The organism is Streptomyces sennicomposti (genome assembly GCF_019890635.1).
Lineage (GTDB): Bacteria > Actinomycetota > Actinomycetes > Streptomycetales > Streptomycetaceae > Streptomyces > Streptomyces sennicomposti.
The window spans coordinates 47,947-71,700 of the sequence record NZ_JAIOAB010000036.1 but is presented as its reverse complement, the minus strand read 5'-3'; the positions used below and the strand labels follow the sequence as shown (position 1 = coordinate 71,700).

Below are 23,754 nucleotides of genomic sequence, written 5' to 3'. Positions count from 1 at the left end.
ATCCGGGCGGCGCGCGCCGGCGCGATCGCCGCGTACCGCGCGGGCGCGCGGGCGGCGGCGCGGGTGCAGGAGGCGCAGCAGGGCGCGCGGACCGCGCTGCCCGGCGCCCGGCCGCCCGCCGAGGACGAGAACCGCGGCACCGCACCGCCGGGCCGGATAGCCGACCCGTACGGCGTGCGCGCCACCCCCTGGAACGGCACGGCGATGCCGCCCGGCGCCGGCGACCCGCCCTCGCCCGGCGAGGAGGACTGGCAGAGGCAGGCGCAGAGTCCGGGCCAGGGGCGCACGGCGCTCCCCGCAGGCGCGTCCGAGGACCCGCGCGACGCCCGTGACCTCTGGGACACCCGGGACACCCGGGACACCCGGGACACCCGGGACACCCGGGACACCCGGGACACCCGGGACACCCGGGACACCCGGGACACCCGGGACCCCCGGGATGCCCAGACGGGCCGAGGACTCCCGCCCGCCCGCGTCCCGGCCCCCGACGAGAGCCTCGCCCCCGACGACCGACTCGCCCCGGGCCAGAGCCCGACCCCGGCCCAGTACCCGACCCCCGCCCAGAGCCCGACCCCGGCCCAGAGCCCGCCCCCGAGCCACGCCCCCACCCCGGACGACCGCCCCGCCCCCGGCCTGCCCGGCCCCGGCGCCCCCGCCGCCGTACCCCCGGCCGCCCGCTGGGACGACCCCGTCGGGCCGGCGGCCCCGCGGCGCGGGCCCGCGACCGCGCTGGCCGCCGAGCGGGCGCGGCAGGCGCGGATGACCGTGGTCGGGCCGGTGACCGAGCGCTGGGCGCCCGAGCAGGCCGGGCCGGTGCACGAGAACTGGCAGCTCGCCGCGCCGATCGGCCCCGCCACCGACCTGTGGGCGCTGGGCGCGCTGCTGTTCCGGGCGGTGCAGGGGCACGCGCCCTATCCGGAGGACTCGACCGCCGAGCTGGTCCAGCTGGTGTGCTCCGAGCCGCCCGCCTTCGCCGAGGAGTGCGGCGCGCTGCGCCCGGTCGTCGAGTCGCTGCTGCGTCAGGACCCCACCGAGCGGCTGGACTTCGAGGAGCTGGGCGGCTGGCTGCGCTCGCTGGTGCGCTCCGCGCCCGAACCGGAGGCCGGGGCCCACGTGGTGGCCGCGCCGCCCGCCGACCCGGCCCGGCTGCCGGTCATACGCCGCCGCGGCGAGCTGGTGCGCAGGCGGCGCGCCGGGCTGCCCGTCCACCACGGCCGGCACAAGCGCGCCCGCGGGCAGGGCGGTTCGCCGCGCAGCCTGGGCCGTCTGCTGCTCCTCCTGGTGCTGCTCCTGCTGGCCGGCGCGGTCGCGTACGCGATGCTGTTCATGCCGAAGGCGAACGACGCGGACCGCGGCGGCGCGCCCACCGGGGACCGTACGGGATCCGCCGGTCAGGCGAGCCCGGCGCCCTCCCGGGGCGGCACGGACGACGCGCCCGCGCCGACCGCGACCGGCGGCGCCACCGGCTCGGCCGGTTCGACCGAGCCGCAGACCACCGGTTCCGGCGCCGCCGACGGCTTCGCCGTGCGCAAGGACGCCGCCGGGTTCCAGGTCGCCGTCCCCGACGGCTGGACCCGCACCCCGAAGAACGCCCAGGGCCAGGTGACGTACGCCAAGGGCGACTTCGAGCTGATCGTGGTGCCCGGCCGGGACGGCGCCGCCGAGTTCGGCAGCGACCCGATGGCGTACCAGCGGGAGCGGGAGGGCGAGTTGCAGGCCTACCGCGCCTCCAGCTGGGCCACCTCCTCCGGCCTCAGGACCATCCAGGTGGGCGGGAGGACCATGGCCGAGGGGCAGTTCACCTGGAACGACGCGAACGGGCGGGAACTGTTCGTGCGCAACGTCGCCATCCTCCTCGACGGCCGCTACCACGTCCTCCAGGTGCGCGGCCCCGAGACGCAGCGCGACAAGGTGGACCAGGTATACGAACAGGCGTCGGCCAGCTACCGGTACACCGGCTGACGCCACGGCAGGTCCGCCGGTTTCCCGCAACTGCCGGAAGCGACAACTGTCACAGTGCTGTTCCCGTGGCACCCCGCCGGTTCCCTGCCGGGGGGCCGGTCCTTAGTCTGACCCTGACAAGAACATTGCGGGGAAACGTGAATCAGATGCAGGGCCAGCTCCTCGCGGGCCGCTACCGGCTCGCCGACTCCATCGGCCGGGGCGGCATGGGGCGGGTGTGGCGCGCGCACGACGAGGTACTGAACCGGACGGTCGCCATCAAGGAGCTGACCGCCGCGCTCTACGTCTCCGAGAGCGACCAGGCCGTCCTCCTCGCGCGCACCCGGGCGGAGGCGCGCGCGGCCGCGCGGATCAACCACTCCGCCGTCGTCACCGTGCACGACGTGCTCGAACACGACGGCCGCCCGTGGATCGTGATGGAACTGGTCGAGGGCCACTCGCTGGCGGACGCCGTCAAGGAGCGGGGCCGGGTGGAGCCGGCCGAGGCCGCCCGCATCGGTCTGTGGGTGCTGCGCGCGCTGCGCGCCGCGCACACCGCCGGGGTGCTGCACCGCGACGTCAAGCCCGGCAACGTCCTGCTCGGCCGGGACGGCCGGGTCCTGCTCACCGACTTCGGCATCGCGCAGATCGAGGGCGACACCACCATCACCCGCACCGGGGAGGTCGTCGGCTCGGTCGACTACCTGGCCCCCGAGCGGGTCCGCGGCCACGACCCCGGCCCGGCCTCCGACCTGTGGGCGCTCGGCGCGACGCTGTACACGGCGGTGGAGGGGCTGTCGCCGTTCCGCCGCACCTCGCCGCTGACCACCATGCAGGCGGTCGTCGACGAGGAGCCCCGCGAGACCGAGTACGTCGGCCCGCTCGCCCCGGTCATCACCGCGCTGCTGCGCAAGGACCCCGCCCACCGCCCGGACGTGTTCGCGGCCGAGCAGCTGCTCGCGGAGGCCGCCGAGGGGCGCAGGCCCCGGGACGCGCAGATGTACGTGCCGACGCAGACGGTCGGCGGCCACGGCCTGCCGGCCCCGCACACCCTGAGCGGGAGCACGGCCGTCCACGCCCAGGGCGCGGCCGGTCACGGCGGCATCGGCGCCACCGCCGTCCAGGGCACGCCGCCGCACCCGCCGGCCACCGTGCCGACGGCCGTCGGCGCCGCCCACCCCGCACCGGCGCCCACGCGCCGCAGGCGGCTGCGCAACCTGGCCCTCGTGGTGGTGCTCGCCGTGCTCGTCGGCGGCGGCACCGCGCTCGCGCTGCGCACCTGGGAGACGGGCCGGGACGACGGCTCCACGGGCGCCCACCGCTCCGGCGCGGCCTCGCCCGAACCCACCCGCACAAAGAATGCCGAGCCGGGCGCCCTCCCGGCCGGCTGGGTGCGCAAGAAGGACCCGTACGGCTTCAGCATCGCCGTGCCCGGGGCGAACTGGCAGCGGGTGGTGTCCGACCCCGCCCTGCACCAGGTGGACTACACGCCCGACGGCGGCCGGCACTTCATCCGCATCGCCATCGACGACTCGCCGGACTTCCCGAGCGCGCACGACCACCAGCTGGACCTGGCCGAGCAGTTGCAGCGGCTGGTCGACTACCGGCAGGTGACCCTGGCGGAGAACACCTTCCGCGACCGGCCGGGCTCCCGCTGGGAGTACACCTGGACCGCGCTGGCCAAGGACACCGACTTCCCGGGGCCCAGGCACGCCGTCGAGGAGACGTATTTCTCCCGCGAGGGCGTCGAGTACGCGATCTACATGTCCTCGCCCGCCGCGGGCTGGCCGGCCACGGAGAAGCAGTTCAGGACGGTGCTGCAGAGCTGGCGGCCCGACGCCGGCTGACCGGAAGGCGCCGTTCTTCGTTGGCCGATCGCCGCCCCGGATCACGACCGGCCGATGCGGCATGATGGGGCGCATGGTGACCGAGGGGGACGACTTCCGTGTGATCGCGGGCCGTTACCGCCTGGAGGCCCGGATCGGGCGCGGGGGCATGGGCATCGTGTGGCGGGCCACCGACCAGCTGCTCGCCCGTCAGGTCGCGGTCAAGGAACTCCCGTTCGACGAAACGCTGTCCGCCGAGGAGGCCCGGCAGCAGCGCGACCGCACCCTGCGGGAGGCCCGCGCCGTCGCGCAGTTGCGGCACCCGCACGTCATCGTCGTCCACGACATAGTGGAACAGGACGAACGCCCCTACATCGTCATGGAGTTGATCGACGGCGGCTCGCTGGCCGACCGGATCGCCACAGCCGGCCCGGTCACCGCCGACGAGGCCGCCCGGATCGGCGTCGCGCTGTTGAGCGCGCTGGCGACGGCGCACGCGGCCGGGGTGCTGCACCGGGACATCAAACCGGCGAACGTGCTGCTGGAGGCGGGCACCGGCCGGGCCGTCCTCACCGACTTCGGCATCGCGCAGGTGGCGGGCGCGACCACGCTCACCGAGACCGGCTCCTTCGTCGGCTCCCCCGAGTACACCGCGCCCGAACGGATGTCCGGCTCCGGTACGGGCCCGCAGTCCGACCTGTGGTCGCTGGGCGCGCTGCTGTGCACGGCGCTGAGCGGCGAGTCCCCGTTCCGCCGGGACTCGCTGGGCGGCATCCTGCACGCGGTGGTCATGGACGAGATCCGGCCGCCCGTACAGGCCGGACCGCTGCTGCCCGTCGTGCGCGGGCTGCTGGAACGCGATCCGCAGCGGCGGCTGACCGCGGCCGAGGCGGAGGGCATGCTCCGCGGCTATCTGGAGTCGGGCCGCACCCCGCAGCAGCCGCAGCCGGTCCGCCACACCCCGTTCGCGTCCTACTCGCCGACCCAGCGCGACGTGCCGCAGCCGGCCGGGCCGCCGCCCGCGCCCGGCTCCCCGGAGTCCGCGCCGCCCCTCCGGTCCGGCGCGGGCGCTCCCGCCCCCCGGTTCACCCGGCGGATGCTGGTCACCGCGCTGATCGCGGCCGCGCTGGCCGGGGCGGGCGTGTCCGCGGGGGCGCTGCTGATGAGCGGGGACGGCGACGGCGGCGGCGCCCCGGCGAGTTTGCCGCCGCAGACCTCCCCGAGCCCGTCCGCGAGCCCGTCGGGCGGCTCGGCGAGCACCGAGTCCCGCACCCGCTCGCCGGTCTCGTCGTCGCGGTCCCGCCCGCCGTCGCCCGCGACGCCCGCCGGTCCGGCCGCCGCCACCCGGACCGTCCCGGCCGCGCCCCCGGCGCCCTCCGGCTACCGCCTGGTGCGCGATCCGGCGGGCTTCACGCTGGCCGTGCCGGACGGCTTCACGCGCTCGCCGCAGGGGGTGCGGATCTTCTACCTGTCGCCGGGGGACACCTTCCGCATCGGCGTCAAGGTGACCGCGGCGGAGCCGGGCGGCCCGCTCGCCGTGATGCGCCGCGCGGACGCCGCGGGGCCCACCACCAACCCCGGCTACCACGACGGCGAGGTCACCGCCACCACGCACACCGGACACCCGGCCGCCCTGTGGGAGTTCACCTGGGACGGCTACAGCGCGGCGGAGGGCGCCCGGCACACCTACGACCTGTGCTGGGAGCAGGACGGGCGGCTGTACGACGTGTGGGTCTCGGCGCCGGTCGGCAAGGTGCGGGAGGCGAAGGAGTACTTCGACGTGGCGGTGGACACCTTCACCGCGGGGTGAGGCGAACGCACGCCCGGCGCGCCGTAGGTCACGGGTCTGTGACCGCCTGGCCCGCGCGGTGGAGCGTGCGGCGGTGGTCGCGGTATGGATGGACCATGAACGACAACGGGGGACCCCGCCACGAGGCCGACGAACCGACGAGTTTCGTACTGCAACCGCCGAGCCCGCAGCCGCGCGTGCCCCACCCGCAGAACCCGTACGCCGCGCCCGTCCCGCCGCAGGCCCCCGCCGCCGGGGCCGGCGGGCAGACGCCGCCCGTCCCGCCGGTCCCGCCCGTCACGGCCCCGCACTCTCCCGCCGCCGGGCAGCCGGGCGAGCCCGACCCCGGCGCCGGGCGGCTGATCGCCGGGCGCTACCGGCTGCTGGGCAAGCTCGGCCACGGCGGCATGGGCACGGTGTGGCGGGCCAGGGACGAGACGGTGGACCGCGAGGTCGCCGTCAAGGAGCCCCGCATCCCCGACCACCTTCCCGAACGGGAACGCGCCAACGTCTACGAGCGGATGCGCCGCGAGGCCCGCGCCGCCGCCCGGCTCGACCACCCGGCGGTCGTCGGCGTCCACGACGTGGCCGTGGTGGACGGGCAGCCGTGGATCGTGATGGAGCTGGTGCGCGGCCGCTCCCTCGGCGACGTGCTCCAGGAGGGCACCCTGGACGCCCGCGAGGCGGCCAGGATCGGCCTGGAGGTGCTGGGCGCGCTGGAGGCCGCGCACGCGGCGGGCGTCCTGCACCGGGACGTCAAGCCGGACAACATCCTGCTCGGCCGCCACGGCCGGATCGTCCTCACCGACTTCGGGATCGCGCAGATCGAGGGCGAGACCCGGCTGACCGACACGGGCGGCTTCGTCGGCTCGCCCGAGTACATCGCGCCGGAGCGGGTGCTCGGGCAGCGCCCCGGCCCGGCCGGCGACCTGTGGTCCCTCGGCGTGGTCCTGTACGCGGCGACGGAGGGCGTCTCGCCGTTCCGCCGCAGCAACACCCCCGCCACCCTCCAGTCGGTCCTCAACGCCGTCCCCGCCCCGCCGGCCGCCGCCCCCGGCCCGCTCGCCGAGGTCATCACCGGTCTGCTCCAGAAGGACCCCGCGCGCCGCCCGGACGCCGCGCGGGTGCGGGCGGTGCTCGAAGAGGTCGCCGCGCCGCCCGCCCCGGCGCCCACCCAGGTGGTCGTCCGGCAGGCCGGCGGCGCCTGGCGCCCGGGCCGCCGGACGTGGCTCGGCCTCGGCGCGGCCGCCGTCGCGGCGGCGGTGACCGCGTACGTCCTGATCGCGCACCCGTTCGACGGGCCGCTGCCGGACGGCTGGAAGACCGAGAAGGTGCGGGACGTCGCCGCGACGCTCGCCGTGCCCGCCAAGTACGACCGCTCGCTGCCCGACCCGGACGCGGACAAGGACCACTGGGTCACCTACACCGACCGCAGCGGCGGCATCTGGATCACCCTCGCCGTGGACCGGGCGGCCGAGGACACCGGCCACGACATCGCCGACTCGGCGGCGGCCGAGATGTACGAGGACAACGGCAAGTACAAGGAGAACGGCGACTACGACCTCGACATGCCCTCGGGCGGGAAGGCCCGCACCCGGCCCGACGGCGACGCGACCTTCCACGGGCGCAAGGCGGCCCGCAACACCGTCGTCTACACCACCGACGACTCCCAGCATCCGCGCCCGCGCGAGGTCCAGGTCCTGTACTACAAGACCACCGGCGGGGACATGTACAAGCTCTTCGTCAGCTATCCCGGCGACGGCGACTTCACCGCGCGCGGCCGCGAGGTGGCGAAGACGGCGATCGAGGGCCTGGAGGTGGACAAGCCCTGAGACGGCGGGGGCGGCCCGGCGCCGTTCCGGCCCGTCCAGATGCCGTTCCGGCACCGCCCTGAAGCCGTTCCGGCCCCGCCCTGAAGCCGTTCCGGCTCCGTCCGGAGGCCGTTCCGGCCGGGAAAACCGTACGGCCGTGCGACCGCGGCCGCCGGTCGGGGAAAAAGACCGTGAAGTGACCGTCGAGGGCGCGGGGCGGGTCGAAGGACCGCTGATCAGCGGGTTTGTTGCCAGTGATCACTGGCGTCGTGTGAGCGGTCCGTGAATCCCCGTTACCGACGGGTACACAAACCCCCGCGCACGTCATACCCTGCGCTTCATGACGGACGCGCAGGCCCCGGCCAAGACCGGCACGAACCCCCTGGCCCCCGCACCGGCGGGCGCCCGAACCGCCGCCGACGTGGTGACCCCCGAGCTGGTCGCCCAGCTCACCAAGGGCGTCATCGGCTCCGGCCGCACCGCCAACCACACGCCGCTCACCGGTGACAAGCTCGCCGACCTGCCCGAGTCCACACCCGAGGACGTGGCCCTCGCCTTCGAGCGCGCCCGCGCCGCCCAGGGCGCCTGGGAGCGCACCCCGGTACGGCAGCGCGCCGCCGTCCTGCTCCGCTTCCACGACCTGGTCATCGACCGCCAGGCCGAGGTCCTCGACCTCATCCAGCTGGAGACCGGCAAGGCCCGCCTGCACGCCCACGAGGAGGTGCAGGCCGTCGCCATCGCCGCCCGGCACTACGGCCGCCGGGCCGCCTCGTACCTGAAGCCCAAGCGGCACTCCGGCGCGATGCCCACCCTGACCAGGGTCACCGAACTGCGCCACCCGCGCGGCGTCGTCGGCCAGATCGCCCCCTGGAACTACCCGCTGGAGCTGTCGGTCGGCGACGCGCTGCCCGCCTTCGTCGCGGGCAACGCCGTGGTGATGAAGCCCGACACCGAGACCTGCCTGACCGCGCTGTGGGCCCGCGACCTGCTCATCGAGGCCGGACTGCCCGCCGAGGTCTTCCAGGTCGTCATCGGCGACGGCCCGGTCGTCGGCCCGGAGATCGTCAAGCACGCCGACTACGTCTCCTTCACCGGCTCCACCCGCACCGGCCGCGAGGTCGCCCAGGGCGCCGCCGCCCGGCTCGTCGGCGTCTCCCTCGAACTCGGCGGCAAGAACGCCATGCTGGTGCTGGAGGACGCCGACCTCGACAAGGCGGCGGCGGGCGCGGTCCGCGCCTGCTTCTCCTCCGCCGGCCAGCTGTGCATCTCCATCGAGCGGCTGTACGTCCACGAGGCGATCGCGGACGCCTTCCTCGAACGCTTCGCCGCCCGCACCAGGGCGATGCGCCTCGGCACCTCCCTCGCCTACGGCGCCGACATGGGCTCCCTGGTCGGCGAACGCCAGCTGGAGACCGTCACCCGGCACGTCGAGGAGGCCGTCGCCAAGGGCGCCACGGTGGTGGCCGGCGGCGTCGCCCGCCCCGACATCGGCCCGTACTTCTTCGAGCCGACCATCCTCGACGGCGTCGAGGCCCCCATGTCCGTGTGCACGGAGGAGACCTTCGGCCCGGTCGTCTCCCTCTACCGCTTCAGCGACGAGGACGAGGTCGTCGAGCGCGCCAACGCCACGCCGTACGGCCTGAACTCGTCCGTCTGGACGCGCGACGCCCGCCGCGGCCGGGAGATCGCCGCCCGGCTGCGCACCGGCACCGTCAACCTCAACGAGGGCTACGCGCCCGCCTACGGCAGCGTGCAGGCGCCGATGGGCGGCATGAAGGACTCCGGCCTCGGCCGCCGGCACGGCTCCGAGGGCATCCTCAAGTACACCGAGGCCCAGACCATCGCCCACCAGCGGCTGCTGCCCATGGCCCCCTCGCTCGGCATGGACGACGAGAAGTACGCGGCGTTCATGAGCCGGAGCCTGAAGGTGATGAAGGCGTTCCGCTTCCGCTAGATCCCGGCCCCAGCGCCGCGGTTCTCAACGAGGAGAGCACGTGTCACAGGAGAAGTCTGCCCAGATGCGGGACGAGGACGAGCAGGAGAACGGCAGGGCCGGGGACGAGCGGGAGCCCGGGACGGCCGGTGGGTCCGTGGAGCCCGGGACGGCCGGGGAGCGGGAGACCGGCACGGCCGGGGAGGAGCGGGACTACGACTACGACGTGATCGTCGTGGGCTCCGGGTTCGGCGGCTCCGTCACCGCGCTCCGCCTGACCGAGAAGGGCTACCGGGTCGGCGTCCTGGAGGCCGGCCGCCGCTTCACCCGCGAGAGCCTGCCGAAGAACTCCTGGGACCTGAAGAACTACCTGTGGGCCCCCAAGCTCGGCATGTACGGCATCCAGCGCATCCATCTGCTCGGCAACGTCATGGTGCTGGCCGGCGCGGGCGTCGGCGGCGGCTCCCTCAACTACGCCAACACCCTCTACGTACCGCCCAAGGCGTTCTTCGAGGACCCGCAGTGGCGGCACATCACCGACTGGCAGGACGAGCTGGCCCCGTACTACGACCAGGCCAAGCGGATGCTCGGCGTACGGCTCAACCCGACCATGACGCCGTCCGATGTGCACCTGAAGGCGGCGGCGCAGCGCATGGGCGTCGGCGACACCTTCCACATGGCCCCGGTCGGCGTCTTCTTCGGCGACGGCGAGGACGCCGACGGCACCGCGAAGGCCAAGCCGGGACAGCGCGTCGCCGACCCCTACTTCGGCGGCGCGGGACCGGACCGCAAGGCCTGCATCGAGTGCGGCGAGTGCATGACGGGCTGCCGGCACGGCGCGAAGAACACGCTGAACGAGAACTACCTCCACCTCGCCGAGAAGGCGGGCGCGGTGGTGCACCCCATGACCACCGTCGTGTCCGTCACCGACGACTCGCGCGGCGGCTACGCGGTCGCCACGCTGCCGACCGACAACCGCAAGAAGGGCGCCGGCCGCCTCTTCACCGCCCGCAAGGTCGTCCTCGCCGCCGGCACCTACGGCACCCAGACGCTGCTGCACCGCATGAAGGAGAACCGGCAGCTGCCCTACCTCTCGCCCCGCCTCGGCGAGCTGACCCGCACCAACTCCGAGGCGCTGGTGGGCGCGCAGACCGACGACCGCCGCTACCGCAAGGCCACCGGGCAGCCGAAGGCCGACTTCACGCGCGGCGTCGCCATCACCTCCTCCATCCACCCCGACGACAACACCCACATCGAGCCGGTCCGCTACGGCAAGGGCTCCAACTCGATGGGCGGCCTGTCGATCCTCCAAGTCCCCTTCACGGAGGGGCGGTCGAGGGTCGCGGCCTGGCTGGGCAACGCCGCGCGCCATCCGCTGCTCGTGCTGCGCTCGCTGTCCAACCGCAAGTGGTCGGAGCGCACGATCATCGGCCTGGTGATGCAGTCCCTGGACAACTCCCTGACGACGTACCTGAAGCCGGACGGCGTCGGCAAGGGCCTGCTGACCGCCCGTCAGGGCCACGGCTCGCCCAACCCCAAGCAGATCAGGGCCGCCACCGAGGGCGCCACCGCGCTCGCCGCCGAGATCAACGGCTTCGCCGGCTCCAACGTGGGGGAGCTGATGGGCACTCCGCTCACCGCGCACTTCCTCGGCGGCTGCCCGATCGGCGACTCGCCCGAGACCGGCGTCATCGACCCGTACCACCGGCTGTGGGGCCACCCGGGCATCTCGGTGGTGGACGGTGCGGCGGTCTCGGCGAACCTCGGGGTGAACCCGTCCCTGACCATCACCGCGCAGGCCGAGCGGGCGATGTCGTACTGGCCCAACAAGGGCGAGGCCGACCCGCGTCCGGCGCAGGGCGCGGCGTACGAGCGGCTGAAGCCGGTCGAGCCCCGCAACCCGGCGGTCCCGGCGGACGCGTTCGGCGCGCTGCGGCTGCCGTTCCTCGGGATGCCGACGGTGCCGGCGAAGAAGTAGCGCCGCGATCGGCGGCGGTGCCGCCGAGGTCGCGGAGAGAAGACGAGAAGGACCTGCGCCCCCCTCCTGGCGCAGGTCCTTCTCGTCTCGGCGGGCCCGGCGCCGTACGGCGCCGGACCCCGTGGCCTACGGCCCGCGGCGCTTACGCCTGCGCGCCGGCCCCGGCCTTGCGGCGGCGGACGGTGAACAGCGCGCCCGCGCCGACGACGACCGCGACGCCGCCGACCAGACCGATGGTGGGCAGCATGGAGCTGGAGCCGGTCTCGGCGAGCGTGCCGGTCGGCGGGATCTCCTTGGCGCCGCCCTGCGGCTCCTTGCCGCCGGCGGGCTTGTCGCCGTCACCGGGCTTCGGCTTGGCGTCGCCCGGGTCGTCGTTCGGGGTGCCCTGCTTGAGGACGGTGAACTCGTAGTAGTCGAACGCGCTGTGGACGCAGTTCTTGTCCTGGTCGACGTAGCCGCCCAGGCCCACGGTGTAGCCGTCGCCCGCGGGGGCCTTGGCGGTGATGTTGACGCGCATCCGGATGTCGACCGTCTGCTTCGGGCCCAGCTCGGTCTCGCCGAAGTACATCCCGTCGCCGATCTCGTCGGCGAGGGACTCCCAGGCCTTGGTCTCGGGGTTGAGGTACTCGAGCTGCGCGTAGGTGCTCAGCCACTCCGACTCGTCGTCGCTCAGCGAGTCGTTGTCGACGAGCGCGAGCCACTGCACCTGGCCGAGGGCCCGGTCGCTGTGGTTGGCGGCGGTGAGCTTGAAGGGGTGCCAGCCGCTGCCCGCGACGATCTTCCCGGGCAGACCGGAGACCGAGACCGTCAGCTGGGAGTCGGGGTCGACGTCGGCGTCGGTGCACGGCGTCGGCTCGGCGGTGGGCTCCGCGGACTGGGAGGCCTGCGGGGAGGAGCTGCTCGGCGCCGGGGCGGACGCGGACTCCGACGTGCCGGTGCTCGCGCTGCTGGAGACGGGGGGCGTCGAGGCGGGGGTGCTCTCGGGGGCCGACTCCGACTGCGACTCCGACGAGGACGGGGCCGGGGACGTCGAGGTGTCGTCGGACGCCGACTCGGTGGCGGTGGCGGTTGCGGTGGCCGAGGAGGTGGGCTGGTCGTCGGACGCGAACGCGGCCGGAGCCGACAGGAGTGCCAGGGGTGCTATGACAGCCGTCGCGGCCGTGGCGGCCATGGCGCGGCGAAGCTTCATGAAGACCTCGGAGAGTCTGGCGTACGGCGCGTTGGGCGCAGCACGAGCGCTGAGGGAGGCCTCCGCGGGTGGGGCCGCGGGTGTGGCTCTCGGTTCAGGTGATGTGACCTGATGCGAGGGTGGATGGTTGTGCTCGTTCTCACCGAATTCTCATGTGGTTTGTGTCACATGTGAGGGGGGTGGGGAGATCCGGTGCACGGCCGGGCGCCTGCAGACCGGCTGCCCGTGAGGGGGGCCGGCTGCTTCTGAGGGGCGGGCGGGTGCCCCCGCGGGGTCGGCGGGCCGTGGCGTCCGCACGCGGTGTTCACGGTCGGCCCCGGGCGTCCCCGGGGCCGACCGTGACCTGGGTGACCGGGCTGCTGTCCCCTGCCGTCCGGTCACTGTCCCCGCGGCGAGGTCCCACGGCGCACGGCACGATCCGTGCGCCTCATCACCGCGGGGCGCCATACGGGGCTCCCGACTCGGCGGAGCCCCCTGGCTGGCGTGGACATCCGGAGCAACGAGACGCGGCGGCCCGCGGTCACGCGCCGTACGGGTGAGGATCGGGCGAGGGCGTCAGATCTTGCCCCGGCACAGCTCCAGCAGGGTCATCGCCAGGGTGGTGCCGGGCTTGCCCAGCGCGTCCCTGTAGCGGCCGAGGATCTCCATCTCGCGGGCGAGGTTCACGCGCCGACCGCCGGAGCCGATCCGGGCCTCCTGGACGACGGCCGAGACGGCCATCCGTTCCTGGACCAGCCCGATGATCCGATCGTCGAGCGCGTCGATGCGCTCACGGGCGCCGGAGATCACGCTCGCGGCCTCGTCGGTACGGGCGCCGGTGCGGTCCGCGGGGGAGACGGCGGCGGTGCCGGCAGTGGTGACGGCGCCGGCGGTGGCTGCGGCAGCGGTGGGAGTGGCGGCAGCGGTGGTGGCGGTGGTGGCGGTGGTGGTGGCGGTCATGTGGGGCTCCTCACGGGTGGGTGCGGGGCCCCGGATCGGCGAGGACCGGGAGAAACGCCAGGCGCCCCGGGCCTTGTCGGCCCGGGGCGCCTGGGAAGTCGCTCGTCAGTGACTCAAGCAACACGACCATGGCAGCCGGCGGGCCGGGTGCCATAGGTAAAGAGGAAGGTCGTGGACTGCGTGAGCATGCGGCCAGTATGCCTCCGTGGCGGCCGGTGTCCAAGCCGGTTCGCATGGTGGGACGGCGGCCCTGGACCGCGGGCCGTCGGCGCTCGGGACGTCACCCGTGGCCACCCCGTTAGAATCGGTGTACACAGCCCCCCGCCCGACCGCCGGAAGGCACCCCGTGTCATCAGCGACCCCCGCTGCCGCCGCCCCCGACACCGTCCTGGTCGTCGACTTCGGCGCGCAGTACGCCCAGCTCATCGCCCGTCGCGTCCGCGAGGCCCGGGTCTACAGCGAGATCGTGCCGAGCACCATGCCGGTCGAGGACATGCTCGCCAAGAACCCGGCGGCGATCATCCTCTCCGGCGGCCCCTCGTCGGTCTACGAAGAGGGCGCCCCCCGCCTGGACCGCGAGCTCTTCGAGGCCGGCGTCCCCGTCTTCGGCATGTGCTACGGCTTCCAGCTGATGGCGCAGACCCTCGGCGGCACCGTGGACAACACCGGCGCCCGCGAGTATGGCCGTACCGACCTCGCCGTCTCCAAGCCCTCCTCGACCCTCTTCGAGGGCACCCCGGCCGAGCAGGCCGTGTGGATGTCGCACGGCGACGCCTGCTCCGCCGCGCCCGAGGGCTTCACCGTCACGGCCTCCACGGACGTCGTCCCGGTCGCCGCCTTCGAGAACGACGAGAAGAAGCTCTACGGCGTCCAGTACCACCCCGAGGTCATGCACTCCACGCACGGCCAGCAGGTGCTCGAGCACTTCCTGTACCGCGGCGCGGGCCTGAAGCCCGACTGGACCACGGGCAACGTCATCGAGGAGCAGGTCGCCGCCATCCGCGAGCTGGTCGGCGACAAGCGGGCCATCTGCGGGCTGTCCGGCGGCGTGGACTCGGCGGTCGCCGCGGCCCTGGTCCAGAAGGCCATCGGCTCCCAGCTGACCTGCGTCTACGTCGACCACGGCCTGATGCGCAAGGGCGAGACCGAGCAGGTCGAGAAGGACTTCGTCGCCGCGACCGGCGTGCAGCTGAAGGTCGTCGACGCGGAGAAGCGCTTCCTCGACGCGCTCAAGGGCGTCTCGGACCCCGAGGAGAAGCGGAAGATCATCGGCCGCGAGTTCATCCGGGTCTTCGAGCAGGCCCAGGCCGAGATCATCGCGGACGAGGGCCCGGCGGTCGAGTTCCTCGTCCAGGGCACGCTGTACCCGGACGTGGTCGAGTCCGGCGGCGGCACCGGCGCCGCCAACATCAAGTCCCACCACAACGTCGGCGGCCTGCCCGAGGACCTCGAGTTCAAGCTGATCGAGCCGCTGCGCAAGCTGTTCAAGGACGAGGTCCGCATGGTCGGCCAGGAACTCGGCCTGCCGGAGGAGATCGTCCAGCGCCAGCCCTTCCCGGGGCCCGGCCTCGGCATCCGGATCGTGGGCGAGGTCACCAAGGAGCGCCTGGACCTGCTGCGCGAGGCCGACGCCATCGCCCGCGAGGAACTGACGGCGGCCGGCCTGGACCGCGACATCTGGCAGTGCCCGGTCGTGCTGCTCGCGGACGTCCGCTCCGTCGGCGTCCAGGGCGACGGCCGCACCTACGGTCACCCGATCGTGCTGCGCCCGGTCTCCTCCGAGGACGCGATGACCGCCGACTGGTCGCGCCTGCCCTACGAGGTCCTCGCCAAGATCTCCACCCGGATCACCAACGAGGTACGGGACGTCAACCGCGTCGTCCTCGACGTCACCTCGAAGCCGCCGGGCACCATCGAGTGGGAGTAGCCCCCACGGGCCCCCGAGGCACGTGAGCGAAAGAGGTGGAACAACCGTTCCACCTCTTTCCGCATGACGCCCCACCGCCCGAGCATGCCGGGACGGCGGGCCGCGACTGCGGGGGCTGGGCGCGACGGGTGGCCAGGCGCCCGACTGGTGGTCGGTGGCCGGTGGCCAGGCGCGCGACCGGTGGCCGAGCGCGTGACCGGCGGCCGGGCGCGCGTCCGCCGGGCCGGGCCCGTGCACTGGGCCAGCCGCGTCCGCCGAGCGGGGCGTGTGCACCGGGTCAGCCGCGTCCGCCGAGCGGGGCGTGTGCACCGGGTCAGCCGCGTCCTCCGGGCGGGGTGTGTGCACGGGGGCGGCCGCGTGCACCGGGCGGGGCGCGTGCACGGGGGCAGCCGCGTCCTCTGGACGGGGCACGTGCACCGGGCCGCCGGACGCGGCGGTCGGAGCAGGCGTCTCGGCCGGCTCGGCAGTGCGGTCGAGACAGGCTTCCTCGGTCGGATCGGCGGAGCGGTCGAGCCGGGCGGCTCGGTCAGACGACGAGGCGGCGGGGCGGTGGGGCGACGAGCCACGGGCGATGACGGCGGCGGCGGTGGCCCCGGCGGAGCCGTCCGGGCACCTCCATGAGCCGCACCCACTGCCCGCCCCCCGCCTCCGGCCCCCCGCCGCGCGGAGCGCCCTGCGCCGCATCTTCACAACCCGGCGCTGTCATCCCGCCCCGACCGCCGGTACCTTCCGCCCGTACGCCGAACCGCGCCGGAGGAACCATGCACGGCCCCACTCCGCCCCCGCCCCTGCCGACCGACAAGCTGCGGTTCGCCATGCCGCCGCGCCACGACTCGGTCGAGGACGAACGCCGGCACCGCAAGGAACGCCTCGCCGCCGCCCTGCGCATCTTCGGACGACGCGGTTTCGAGGACGGCGTCTCCGGCCACATCACCGCCCGCGACCCCGAGTTCAGCGACTGCTTCTGGGTCAACCCCTTCGGCATGCCCTTCCAGCACGTCACCGTGGCCGACCTCGTGCTCGCCAACCAGGACGGACAGGTCGTCGAGGGCCGCTACCACGTCAACCAGGCCGCGTTCACCGTGCACGCCCAGGTCCACGCCGCCCGCCCGGACGTCGTCGCCGTCGCCCACTGCCACTCGGTGCACGGCCGCGCGCTGGCCGCCCTGGGTGAACTCCTGGACCCCATCACCCAGGAGAGCTGCGCCTTCTACCAGGACCACGCCGTCTACGACGCCTACACCGGCGTCACCGTCGACGCCGAGGAAGGCCGCCGCATCGCGGCCGTGCTCGGCTCCGGCAAGGCGCTGGTCCTGCGCAACCACGGCCTCCTCACCGTCGGCGACTCGGTGGACGCCGCCGCCTGGTGGTTCCTGTCCATGGAACGCTCCGCCGAGGTGCAGCTCACCGCCCGAGCCGCGGGCCGCCCCGTCCTCATCGACCACAAGGTGGCGGTCGCGACCCGGGAACAGCTCGGCGGCGACTTGGTGGCCTGGATCAACTACCAGCCCCTCTGGCAGGACATCACCCGCAGCGAACCCGACCTGCTGAGCCACGCCCCCACCCCACCGACCGACCTCGACACCTGACCCCGCCCCGCCGAGCCGCCACGCCCGACGCCGACCCCGCCGAGCCGCCACGCCCGACCCCGACACTGCCGAGCCGCCACGCCCGACTTCGATCCTGGCCCTGCCGACCGCCGCGCCCGGCCCCGACCCCGCCAAGCCGCCGCACCCGAACCCAACCCCGACCCCGCCTGAGCTGGTCCGACGGACCGTCCCGCACCTCCCCGTCGCACCGCCTCGGCCGGACCCTCCGACGCGCACCCTGGCGGACAGTCCTGCCGCCGGGTCAACCCAATGGCCCGAGCTTCACCCGCACTGATCAGACAGAGCAGCCGGGGATGCCCGAGGTAGGGCACAATTCGCAGACGGCGTAGGCGTGTTGGCCGCAGGTCTCTGCGGGTTCCGGGGAAGGCGGGCGTCGGACGTGGCGGTGCAGGAAGCGAGAGACGGTGCGGGGGCGGCTGCCCACTCGGGCGGCTGCACGTGCGGGGACTGTCCGCACGGAGCGCGTACCGGGCACCGGCGGGCCGTTGCCGAATTCCTCTTGAAACGGGACGAGTTCGCCGCCGGCCAGGGACTCCCGGCCGCCGTCGCCCACTCGGTGTCGGCCTCCCGCCAGTGGGTCTCGGAGGAACTGACCCAGTCCGCGGAACTCGTCGCCGCCCGCGGCCGCGCCGAGGGCGATGCCTGGCTGGCGCGGCTGTGGCGCTGGACGGTGTGCACGGTGTGGGCGGCCGTGGTGCTCCTCCTCCTCGCCCAGGCGCTGACGGCGATCGGCGCCGGCTGGAGCGCCGCCCGGACGGCGGGTCTGCTCGCGGCCGTGGCGGTCGCCGGCACGCTGACGGCCGCCTCGTGGTTCCACCGGGCGCGCGGCGGCGCGCTGGCCCCGGTCATCGGCGAGGACAACCGCCTGTCCACCTCGCGCGCCGTCGCCGCGGCCTGGGTGCTGTTCGTCGGGTACGCCGTACTCGTCCTGGCCGGCCGCCTGGCGGCCGCCTCCGACCACGCGGAGCGTGACGCGCTGCTCTCCGGGCTGGACCTGGCCCGGGGTGTTGGTGTGGTCACCGTGCTCGCCGTGGTGTGCGGCATCGCCGTGCTGGTGCGGCGGGTGGTCGGCCTGCGGGTGCTCGGCCAACGCCTCCAGAAGGTGCCGGCGCACCGCCCCCGCGCCGCCGACCTCCTCACCGACGACGCCGGCCGCGGCGCCTTCGCGGACATCCAGTACGTCGTCATCAGCGCTGTCTCCCTTCTGTTCGCCGCGGTACGGCTGGCCCGGCGGCCCGATCAACTGCCCGATCTGCCCTGGGGGCTGGCGGTGGTGGTGCTGGTGTCGGCCCTGACCTACCTGGCCGGCAAGTACGCCGAGGGCGGCCGGCCCGTCATCCTCTCCGTGGTCCGCGCCCGGGAGGCCGGCGACCTCGACGCCCCGATCCGCACCGGCGACGACATCGAGATCCGCGGGGCCGGGTTCGTCCCGCCCGGTGCGCAGGGCGCCGACCGGCTGTCGCGGATGGTGGTCCGCATCGGCGCGGTCAACGTCCACGTCCCCCTCGTCCCCGTCACCGGCGGCTTCAGCAACCCCACGGACACGGCCCTCACCGTCCCCGTCCCCGCCGACGTCGAACCGGGCCGCGTCGAGGTGCAACTGGTCACCGCGGCGGGAGTGGAGACCAACCGCTACAGCATCGACGTGACGGACTGAGACCGCGGCGGTGCGGCCGCGCACGGAGAGGGCGCCGACCGGTATTCAACGGACGGAACGGATGAAGCGGACGGAACGGATGGAACGGACGGAGAGGTCACGGACCAAGGGGCCGAGCGCAGGACCGAAATCATACGTAAGCCGGAAAATCGGTCCGGCGTGATTGAGCGACTCCTTCCTTACATACGTATGGTCTGTTGAGAGGTAAACGGCATTGCGGTGAGAGGCGGCTGGCAGCGATGACTCACGGCGTTCGGATGGACACGCACACCTCCTACGGCGACCGGCGCGGTGACTGGCGGGACACCGCCGCCCGCTATGCGCTCCTTCCCCTCCGTGTCTTCCTGGGCGTCACCTTCATCTACGCCGGCCTGGACAAACTCACCGACGGCGCCTTCCTGAAGGCTTCCGGCGCCGGGTCGATCGGCGACACGATGCGCGCGGTGCGCGACTCCTCCGCCGTCCCCGCCCTGGTGGACCTGTCCCTGAAGGCCCCGGTCGGCTTCGGCACCGCCATGGCCCTCGGAGAACTGGCCGTCGGCATCGGCGTCCTGATCGGCCTGCTGGGCCGCCTGGCCGCACTCGGCGGCGCGCTGATCTCCCTCAGCCTGTGGCTCACGGTCAGCTGGTCCTCCACTCCCTACTACTACGGCAACGACCTCGCCTATCTGATGGCCTGGCTCCCGCTCGTCCTCGCCGGCACCCCCTTGTTCTCCGTCGACGCGGCCCTGCGCGCCCGCCGCCGCCAGAGCCCCCGCACCTACCACTGACCACGCTTCCGGGAGCCCCGCACCTACGGCTCCTCGCGCTTACCGGTGACCGCTGCTGGGCGCTTCCGCACCTACAGCTGACGGCCTCCGGGACTCCCCGCGCATACAGCTGCCGTACTCACCGGCGACCGCTGCCGGGATTTCCTGGTGGTCTCCAGGCTCGCGCGGTCTCCAGGACGCGGGCTGCCCTCCGCCCACTCCAGCACGCCTCCCGCTCGGGACCGCGCGGGCACCCGGCGCTCAGTCCATCCGGTCCGCCCCCACGTCGGCCAGTCCCGGTCCCGGCCGACAGCGCCCCGCCCGGTTCCTTCGTACGGCCCGGTTCAGCAGTGCCGCGACGCCGGCCAGGCACAGCCCGCCCACGACGAGCGGGACGGCCGCGAACCAGGGGATCCGCCAGAGCCCGTGAGCAGCGCCCGCGTACACGACACCCGCCGCGATGAGGAACACCCCGGCCACCAGCTTCCCCGGCTGGAATTCATGACGCAGCACGGCTCACCTCTGCCTGTCCCATGCCGACCCGCAGGTCGAGTTCGAGTGTTCCGGCACCCTTGTCACCGGATGCCGGAGGCAGCGTCACCTGCTGGTGCCTGCCCGGAGTCACATCCACGTCCTGAGAGCTCTCGCCCGGCAACTGGACGTCACCCAGGCCCACGTCGATGGTCGCCCGCACGGTCACGTCCTGGGGGACGATCACCCGCAGCCGGCCCGCACCGACTTCCGCCCGCGCCGTCACCGTCCGGCCCTCGCCGATGCGTATTCGGGTCAGGTCGAGAGTGCCCTCACCGGTGCCGAGGTCGTACTCGCGCTGCACCTCCGCCGTCGTGGCCGGCCGCCATGTCGCGTGCGTCCACTGGGTGCTGATGTTCTTGGGGAGCGCCGCCGACGCCGTGAGCAGGGCCGCCGTGATGATCGCCAGCAGGACCGACCCCGCGCCTGTCCGCCCCAGGAAGGCGCTGACCGCTATGCCCAGTCCGAAGACGGCGAGCGCGCATCCCAGACCGGCCTGCAGACTGGTGCCGAGCGCGTGGTCGTCCCAGGTCAGCCTGGTTCCCAGGCCACCGGCGACCAGGGCCAGCAGGAAGATCCAGCCGCCGATCCAGCGCGGTCCGCGGGGGCGGCGCGGCGGCTCGGCACCGCCTGTGCGCGGAGTGTGCAGGTCCTCGCTCGCGCGGGTCCCGAGACTGATGTTGACGGCGGCCGCGATGTCCCGGTCACGGGAGTCCTGGGGGCCCCACAGATAGCCGGTGCCGCCGACGTGGGTGCCGTCCTTGACGATCGGTTCGCGCCACCACGAGGGGTAGGAGGCGGGGAACGGCGGCGCCTGCGCCTCCGGCGGGGCGTCGGCGGCGGCCTGGGCGGCCAGTGGATCGGGGTCGGGGGCGCCCCGGTGCCGCGACCAGTATCCGGCTCCCGCCAGGAGGAGGGAGAGGACGACGGCGAAGGTGAGCACGCTGCCGTTCTTCAGCATCGACAGGAACACCCCGCAGCCCACCAGCGCGAACAGCACGCCGGCCAGGGCCTGGCCGTCCACGCGGCCGGTGAGGAGCTTGCGCACCTCGTTCTCGTCCTCGTCGTCGGACGGGACGAGGAGCCAGGCGAAGCCGTAGAAGATGAGGCCCATTCCGCCCGTCGCGGCGAGCACGGCCAGCGTGATCCGGAAGATCACCGGGTCCATGTCGTACTGCCGTCCCAGTCCCGCGCAGACACCGGCGATCATCTTGTGCCGCTTGCTCCGCCGGAACCTGAACGGCTTCCGTCCGCCCTCGGACCCCTCGGCCGCCGCGGAGACCGCGTCGCGATCCGCGTCCGGTCCTGCGGTCGGTCCCGCGCCGGCCGTCCCCGTCGTCCCCGTCACGCTCGCCTCTCCGGTCCGGTGCGGGTGGTCGTCCGCACCCGGCTGTCCGCTTGATTGCCGCGCCTGCGCGCCCGGGTGTCCGGGCGGGCGCGGTTCCTCACCCGCACCCGTGCCGGGTGCGGCGGCCCGCGGCCCGGCGCCCGGCATCGGGCGGGGGCCGGAGCCGGGTCCCCGACCCGTCGCGGCATGCTGGTGATTCGTCATGCGTCCATGGTGACGGGCGCACCGCCGCGGCGGGAGTCGGGACGACCCTGGCCGAACCCTGATTCGCCCCTGAGCCCGGCCCGGGATGCGTTCGACGGCCGTCCGAGCACCGCCGGCACCGCGTCTCCGCCCGGTCCGGGGGAAGATCAGGGGAGTCTCGGGGGCCGACCCTGATGTCCCCGCCGCGACGGCATGTGACCATCGATGGCATGCCGGAAGCCGCAGCACTGCCCCTCGACGACCCGCGGCCGCCGCGCAAGCTCTACCGCAGCAGCGACGGACGCTGGCTCGGCGGAGTCGCGCGGGGCCTCGCCGGGCATCTCGGGCTGCCCGTGGTCTGGGTGCGGCTCGTCTTCGCCGGCCTGTTCATGGCCGACGGCCTCGGCGCGCTGCTCTACGCGGCCTTCTGGTTCTTCGTGCCCCTCGGCGTCGGCGGCGTCGCGGGCCAGAAACCGCCCTCGCTGGTCACCGCCGAGACCTCGCCGGACGGCCGCCGCAGAATAGTGGCCCGCAAACCGGACCGGGGACAGATACTCGCGCTGCTCCTCATGGTCGTCGTGGCAACGGTCTTCGTCGGCAGCGTGGATCTGGGCGGCGCGGCCAAGGCGTATCTCGTGCCGGCCGTCCTCGTCGCCGCGGGCGTCGCCCTGGTCTGGCGCCAGGCGGACAACGCCCGCCGGGCCCGCTGGGCCGAGGTGGGCCGCCACCGCCGGACGCTCACGCTGCTGCGCACCGGAGCGGGCGTCCTGCTGGTCACGGCGGGCGTCACCGCGATCTTCGTCCTGCAGGGCTCGGCCGCCCACCTCGGTTCGGTCCTCCAGGCGGCGCTCGCGGTCCTCGTCGGCATAACGCTGCTCGCCGGCCCGTACCTCGTGCGGATGACGCAGGATCTCTCCGAGGAGCGGCTGATGCGCATCCGCGCCCAGGAGCGGGCGGAAGTCGCGGCCCACGTGCACGACTCGGTGCTGCACACCCTCACGCTGATCCAGCGCAACGCGGAGAACGCGGGGGAGGTGCGCCGCCTCGCCCGGGCCCAGGAGCGCGACCTGCGCGCCTGGCTCTACAAGCCGGAGGGCAACGGCAAGGACGAGGCCGACGAACCGGCCACCCTCGCCGAGGCGGTCAGGCGCAACGCCGCCGAGGTGGAGGACAAGCATGGCGTCCCCATAGAGGTGGTCGTGGTCGGCGACTGCCCGCTCGACGAGAGGATCGGCGCACAGATGCAAGCCGCGCGGGAAGCCATGGTGAACGCCGCCAAGTACGGTGGCGAGGGCGGCGCCGTGCAGGTCTACGCCGAGGTGGAGGGGAAGAAGGTTTTCGTGTCCGTCCGGGACCGTGGCCCCGGTTTCGACCTCGACGCGATACCCGCCGACCGCATGGGCGTCAGAGAATCGATCATCGGCCGCATGGAGCGCAACGGGGGCACGGCCCGGCTGCGCGCGGTGCCGGACGGCGGCACGGAGGTCGAGCTGGAGATGGAGAGGGCGGAGAACACGTGATGAGCGACCCGACCGAGACGAACGGCACGGCGGGAGCGGAGGCGGCGGAGGGCGCCGGCGGGGCGGGCGGACGGCGTGTGCGCGTGGTCCTCGTCGACGACCACCGGATGTTCCGCACGGGCGTCCAGGCCGAGATCGGCCGGACCGAGGAGACCGGGGTGGAGGTCGTCGGCGAGGCGGCGGACGTCGACCAGGCGGTCAGCGTCATCACCGCGGCCCGCCCCGAGGTCGTCCTGCTCGATGTGCATCTGCCCGGTGGCGGCGGGGTCGAGGTGCTGCGCCGCTGTGCCGCGCTGATGGCCGACAGCGAGCGGCCGGTCCGCTTCCTCGCCCTGTCCGTCTCGGACGCGGCGGAGGACGTGATCGGCGTCATCCGCGGCGGGGCGCGCGGATATGTGACGAAGACGATCACCGGGGCGGATCTCGTCGACTCGATCTTCCGTGTCCAGGAGGGTGACGCGGTGTTCTCGCCGCGGCTGGCCGGCTTCGTGCTCGACGCCTTCGCCTCGACCGACGCGCCGCCGGTGGACGAGGACCTCGACCGCCTCACCCAGCGCGAGCGCGAAGTCCTCCGGCTGATCGCCCGCGGCTACGCCTACAAGGAGATCGCCAAGCAGCTCTTCATCTCGGTGAAGACGGTGGAGTCCCATGTCTCGGCGGTGCTGCGGAAGCTCCAGCTCTCCAACCGGCACGAGCTGACCCGCTGGGCCACGGCCCGCCGGCTGGTGTGAGCGGCCGCGCACGAACGGACCCGGCCCCCGCCCGGCCACTCGTCGCGCCCGCGGCGCCCGCCGCCCGCCTCTCGCAGCACCAGCCCTCGGCT

The 23,754-nt window shown here is 74.0% G+C and carries 16 protein-coding genes; 12 read left to right on the top strand and 4 right to left on the bottom strand.

The annotated features are described in order from the left end of the window. The 6 genes from K7787_RS20225 to K7787_RS20200 form a co-directional block, all read left to right on the top strand. Positions 1-1,962, top strand: a 1,962-nt coding sequence (locus K7787_RS20225) for a serine/threonine kinase C-terminal domain-containing protein (RefSeq protein WP_504740001.1), incomplete at its 5' end; no start/stop codon positions are given. 146 nt (positions 1,963-2,108) lie between these two features. Further along, entirely contained in the window at positions 2,109-3,788 is a 1,680-nt protein-coding gene (locus tag K7787_RS20220; RefSeq protein ID WP_223002446.1) for a serine/threonine-protein kinase, read from the top strand. Positions 3,789-3,861: 73 nt separating this feature from the next. After that, positions 3,862-5,577, top strand: coding sequence for a serine/threonine-protein kinase (locus tag K7787_RS20215; RefSeq protein ID WP_223002439.1), 1,716 nt, complete (start codon positions 3,862-3,864; stop codon positions 5,575-5,577). A 95-nt stretch (positions 5,578-5,672) separates the two neighbouring features. After that, complete coding sequence (locus K7787_RS20210) at positions 5,673-7,388, top strand: serine/threonine-protein kinase (protein ID WP_223002438.1); 1,716 nt, start codon at positions 5,673-5,675, stop codon at positions 7,386-7,388. 319 nt (positions 7,389-7,707) lie between these two features. Continuing rightward, positions 7,708-9,321 (top strand): succinic semialdehyde dehydrogenase, encoded by a 1,614-nt coding sequence (locus K7787_RS20205; RefSeq protein ID WP_043261188.1) that lies wholly within the window; start codon positions 7,708-7,710, stop codon positions 9,319-9,321. A gap of 40 nt (positions 9,322-9,361) precedes the next feature. Continuing rightward, on the top strand, positions 9,362-11,278 hold the full coding sequence (locus K7787_RS20200; RefSeq protein WP_372456661.1) for a GMC oxidoreductase: 1,917 nt from the start codon (positions 9,362-9,364) through the stop codon (positions 11,276-11,278). A gap of 142 nt (positions 11,279-11,420) precedes the next feature. On the opposite strand, the gene K7787_RS20195 is transcribed toward K7787_RS20200, so the two are convergent. Further along, on the bottom strand, positions 11,421-12,467 hold the full coding sequence (locus tag K7787_RS20195; RefSeq protein WP_239116167.1) for an LPXTG cell wall anchor domain-containing protein: 1,047 nt from the start codon (positions 12,465-12,467) through the stop codon (positions 11,421-11,423). 555 nt (positions 12,468-13,022) lie between these two features. Next, the gene (locus tag K7787_RS20190) at positions 13,023-13,406 is read right to left on the bottom strand and encodes a chorismate mutase (protein ID WP_223002437.1); all 384 of its coding nucleotides are present in this window, start codon (positions 13,404-13,406) and stop codon (positions 13,023-13,025) included. Between the two features lie 346 nt (positions 13,407-13,752). On the opposite strand from K7787_RS20190, the gene guaA reads away from it, so the two are divergent. The 4 genes from guaA to K7787_RS20170 all read left to right on the top strand — a co-directional run bounded on the left by guaA (position 13,753) and on the right by K7787_RS20170 (position 19,370). Further along, positions 13,753-15,333 (top strand): glutamine-hydrolyzing GMP synthase, encoded by a 1,581-nt coding sequence (gene guaA, locus K7787_RS20185; RefSeq protein WP_009190213.1) that lies wholly within the window; start codon positions 13,753-13,755, stop codon positions 15,331-15,333. Positions 15,334-16,094: 761 nt separating this feature from the next. Continuing rightward, positions 16,095-16,922, top strand: a complete 828-nt coding sequence (locus tag K7787_RS20180; protein WP_223002436.1) for a class II aldolase/adducin family protein — start codon at positions 16,095-16,097, stop codon at positions 16,920-16,922. A 400-nt stretch (positions 16,923-17,322) separates the two neighbouring features. Beyond that, positions 17,323-18,600, top strand: coding sequence for a hypothetical protein (locus K7787_RS20175; RefSeq protein ID WP_223002435.1), 1,278 nt, complete (start codon positions 17,323-17,325; stop codon positions 18,598-18,600). 239 nt (positions 18,601-18,839) lie between these two features. Then, the gene (locus K7787_RS20170; protein ID WP_027758010.1) at positions 18,840-19,370 is read left to right on the top strand and encodes a DoxX family protein; all 531 of its coding nucleotides are present in this window, start codon (positions 18,840-18,842) and stop codon (positions 19,368-19,370) included. Between the two features lie 240 nt (positions 19,371-19,610). Here the strand turns inward: K7787_RS20170 and K7787_RS20165 are convergent, their stop codons facing one another. Next, positions 19,611-19,862, bottom strand: a complete 252-nt coding sequence (locus tag K7787_RS20165) for a hypothetical protein (protein WP_009190217.1) — start codon at positions 19,860-19,862, stop codon at positions 19,611-19,613. Next, positions 19,849-21,432: a PspC domain-containing protein gene (locus tag K7787_RS20160; protein WP_223002434.1), complete on the bottom strand. Its 1,584-nt coding sequence runs from the start codon at positions 21,430-21,432 to the stop codon at positions 19,849-19,851. Before K7787_RS20160 ends, K7787_RS20165 begins: the two co-directional genes overlap by 14 nt. Positions 21,433-21,641: 209 nt before the next feature. Between K7787_RS20160 and K7787_RS20155 the strand changes: the two genes are divergently transcribed. Together K7787_RS20155 and K7787_RS20150 are read left to right on the top strand one after the other, a co-directional pair. Next, positions 21,642-22,931: an ATP-binding protein gene (locus tag K7787_RS20155; protein WP_009190219.1), complete on the top strand. Its 1,290-nt coding sequence runs from the start codon at positions 21,642-21,644 to the stop codon at positions 22,929-22,931. Continuing rightward, on the top strand, positions 22,931-23,662 hold the full coding sequence (locus tag K7787_RS20150; RefSeq protein ID WP_019981666.1) for a LuxR C-terminal-related transcriptional regulator: 732 nt from the start codon (positions 22,931-22,933) through the stop codon (positions 23,660-23,662). The genes K7787_RS20155 and K7787_RS20150 overlap by 1 nt, the downstream gene beginning before the upstream one ends. The last annotated feature ends 92 nt before the right edge of the window (positions 23,663-23,754 follow it).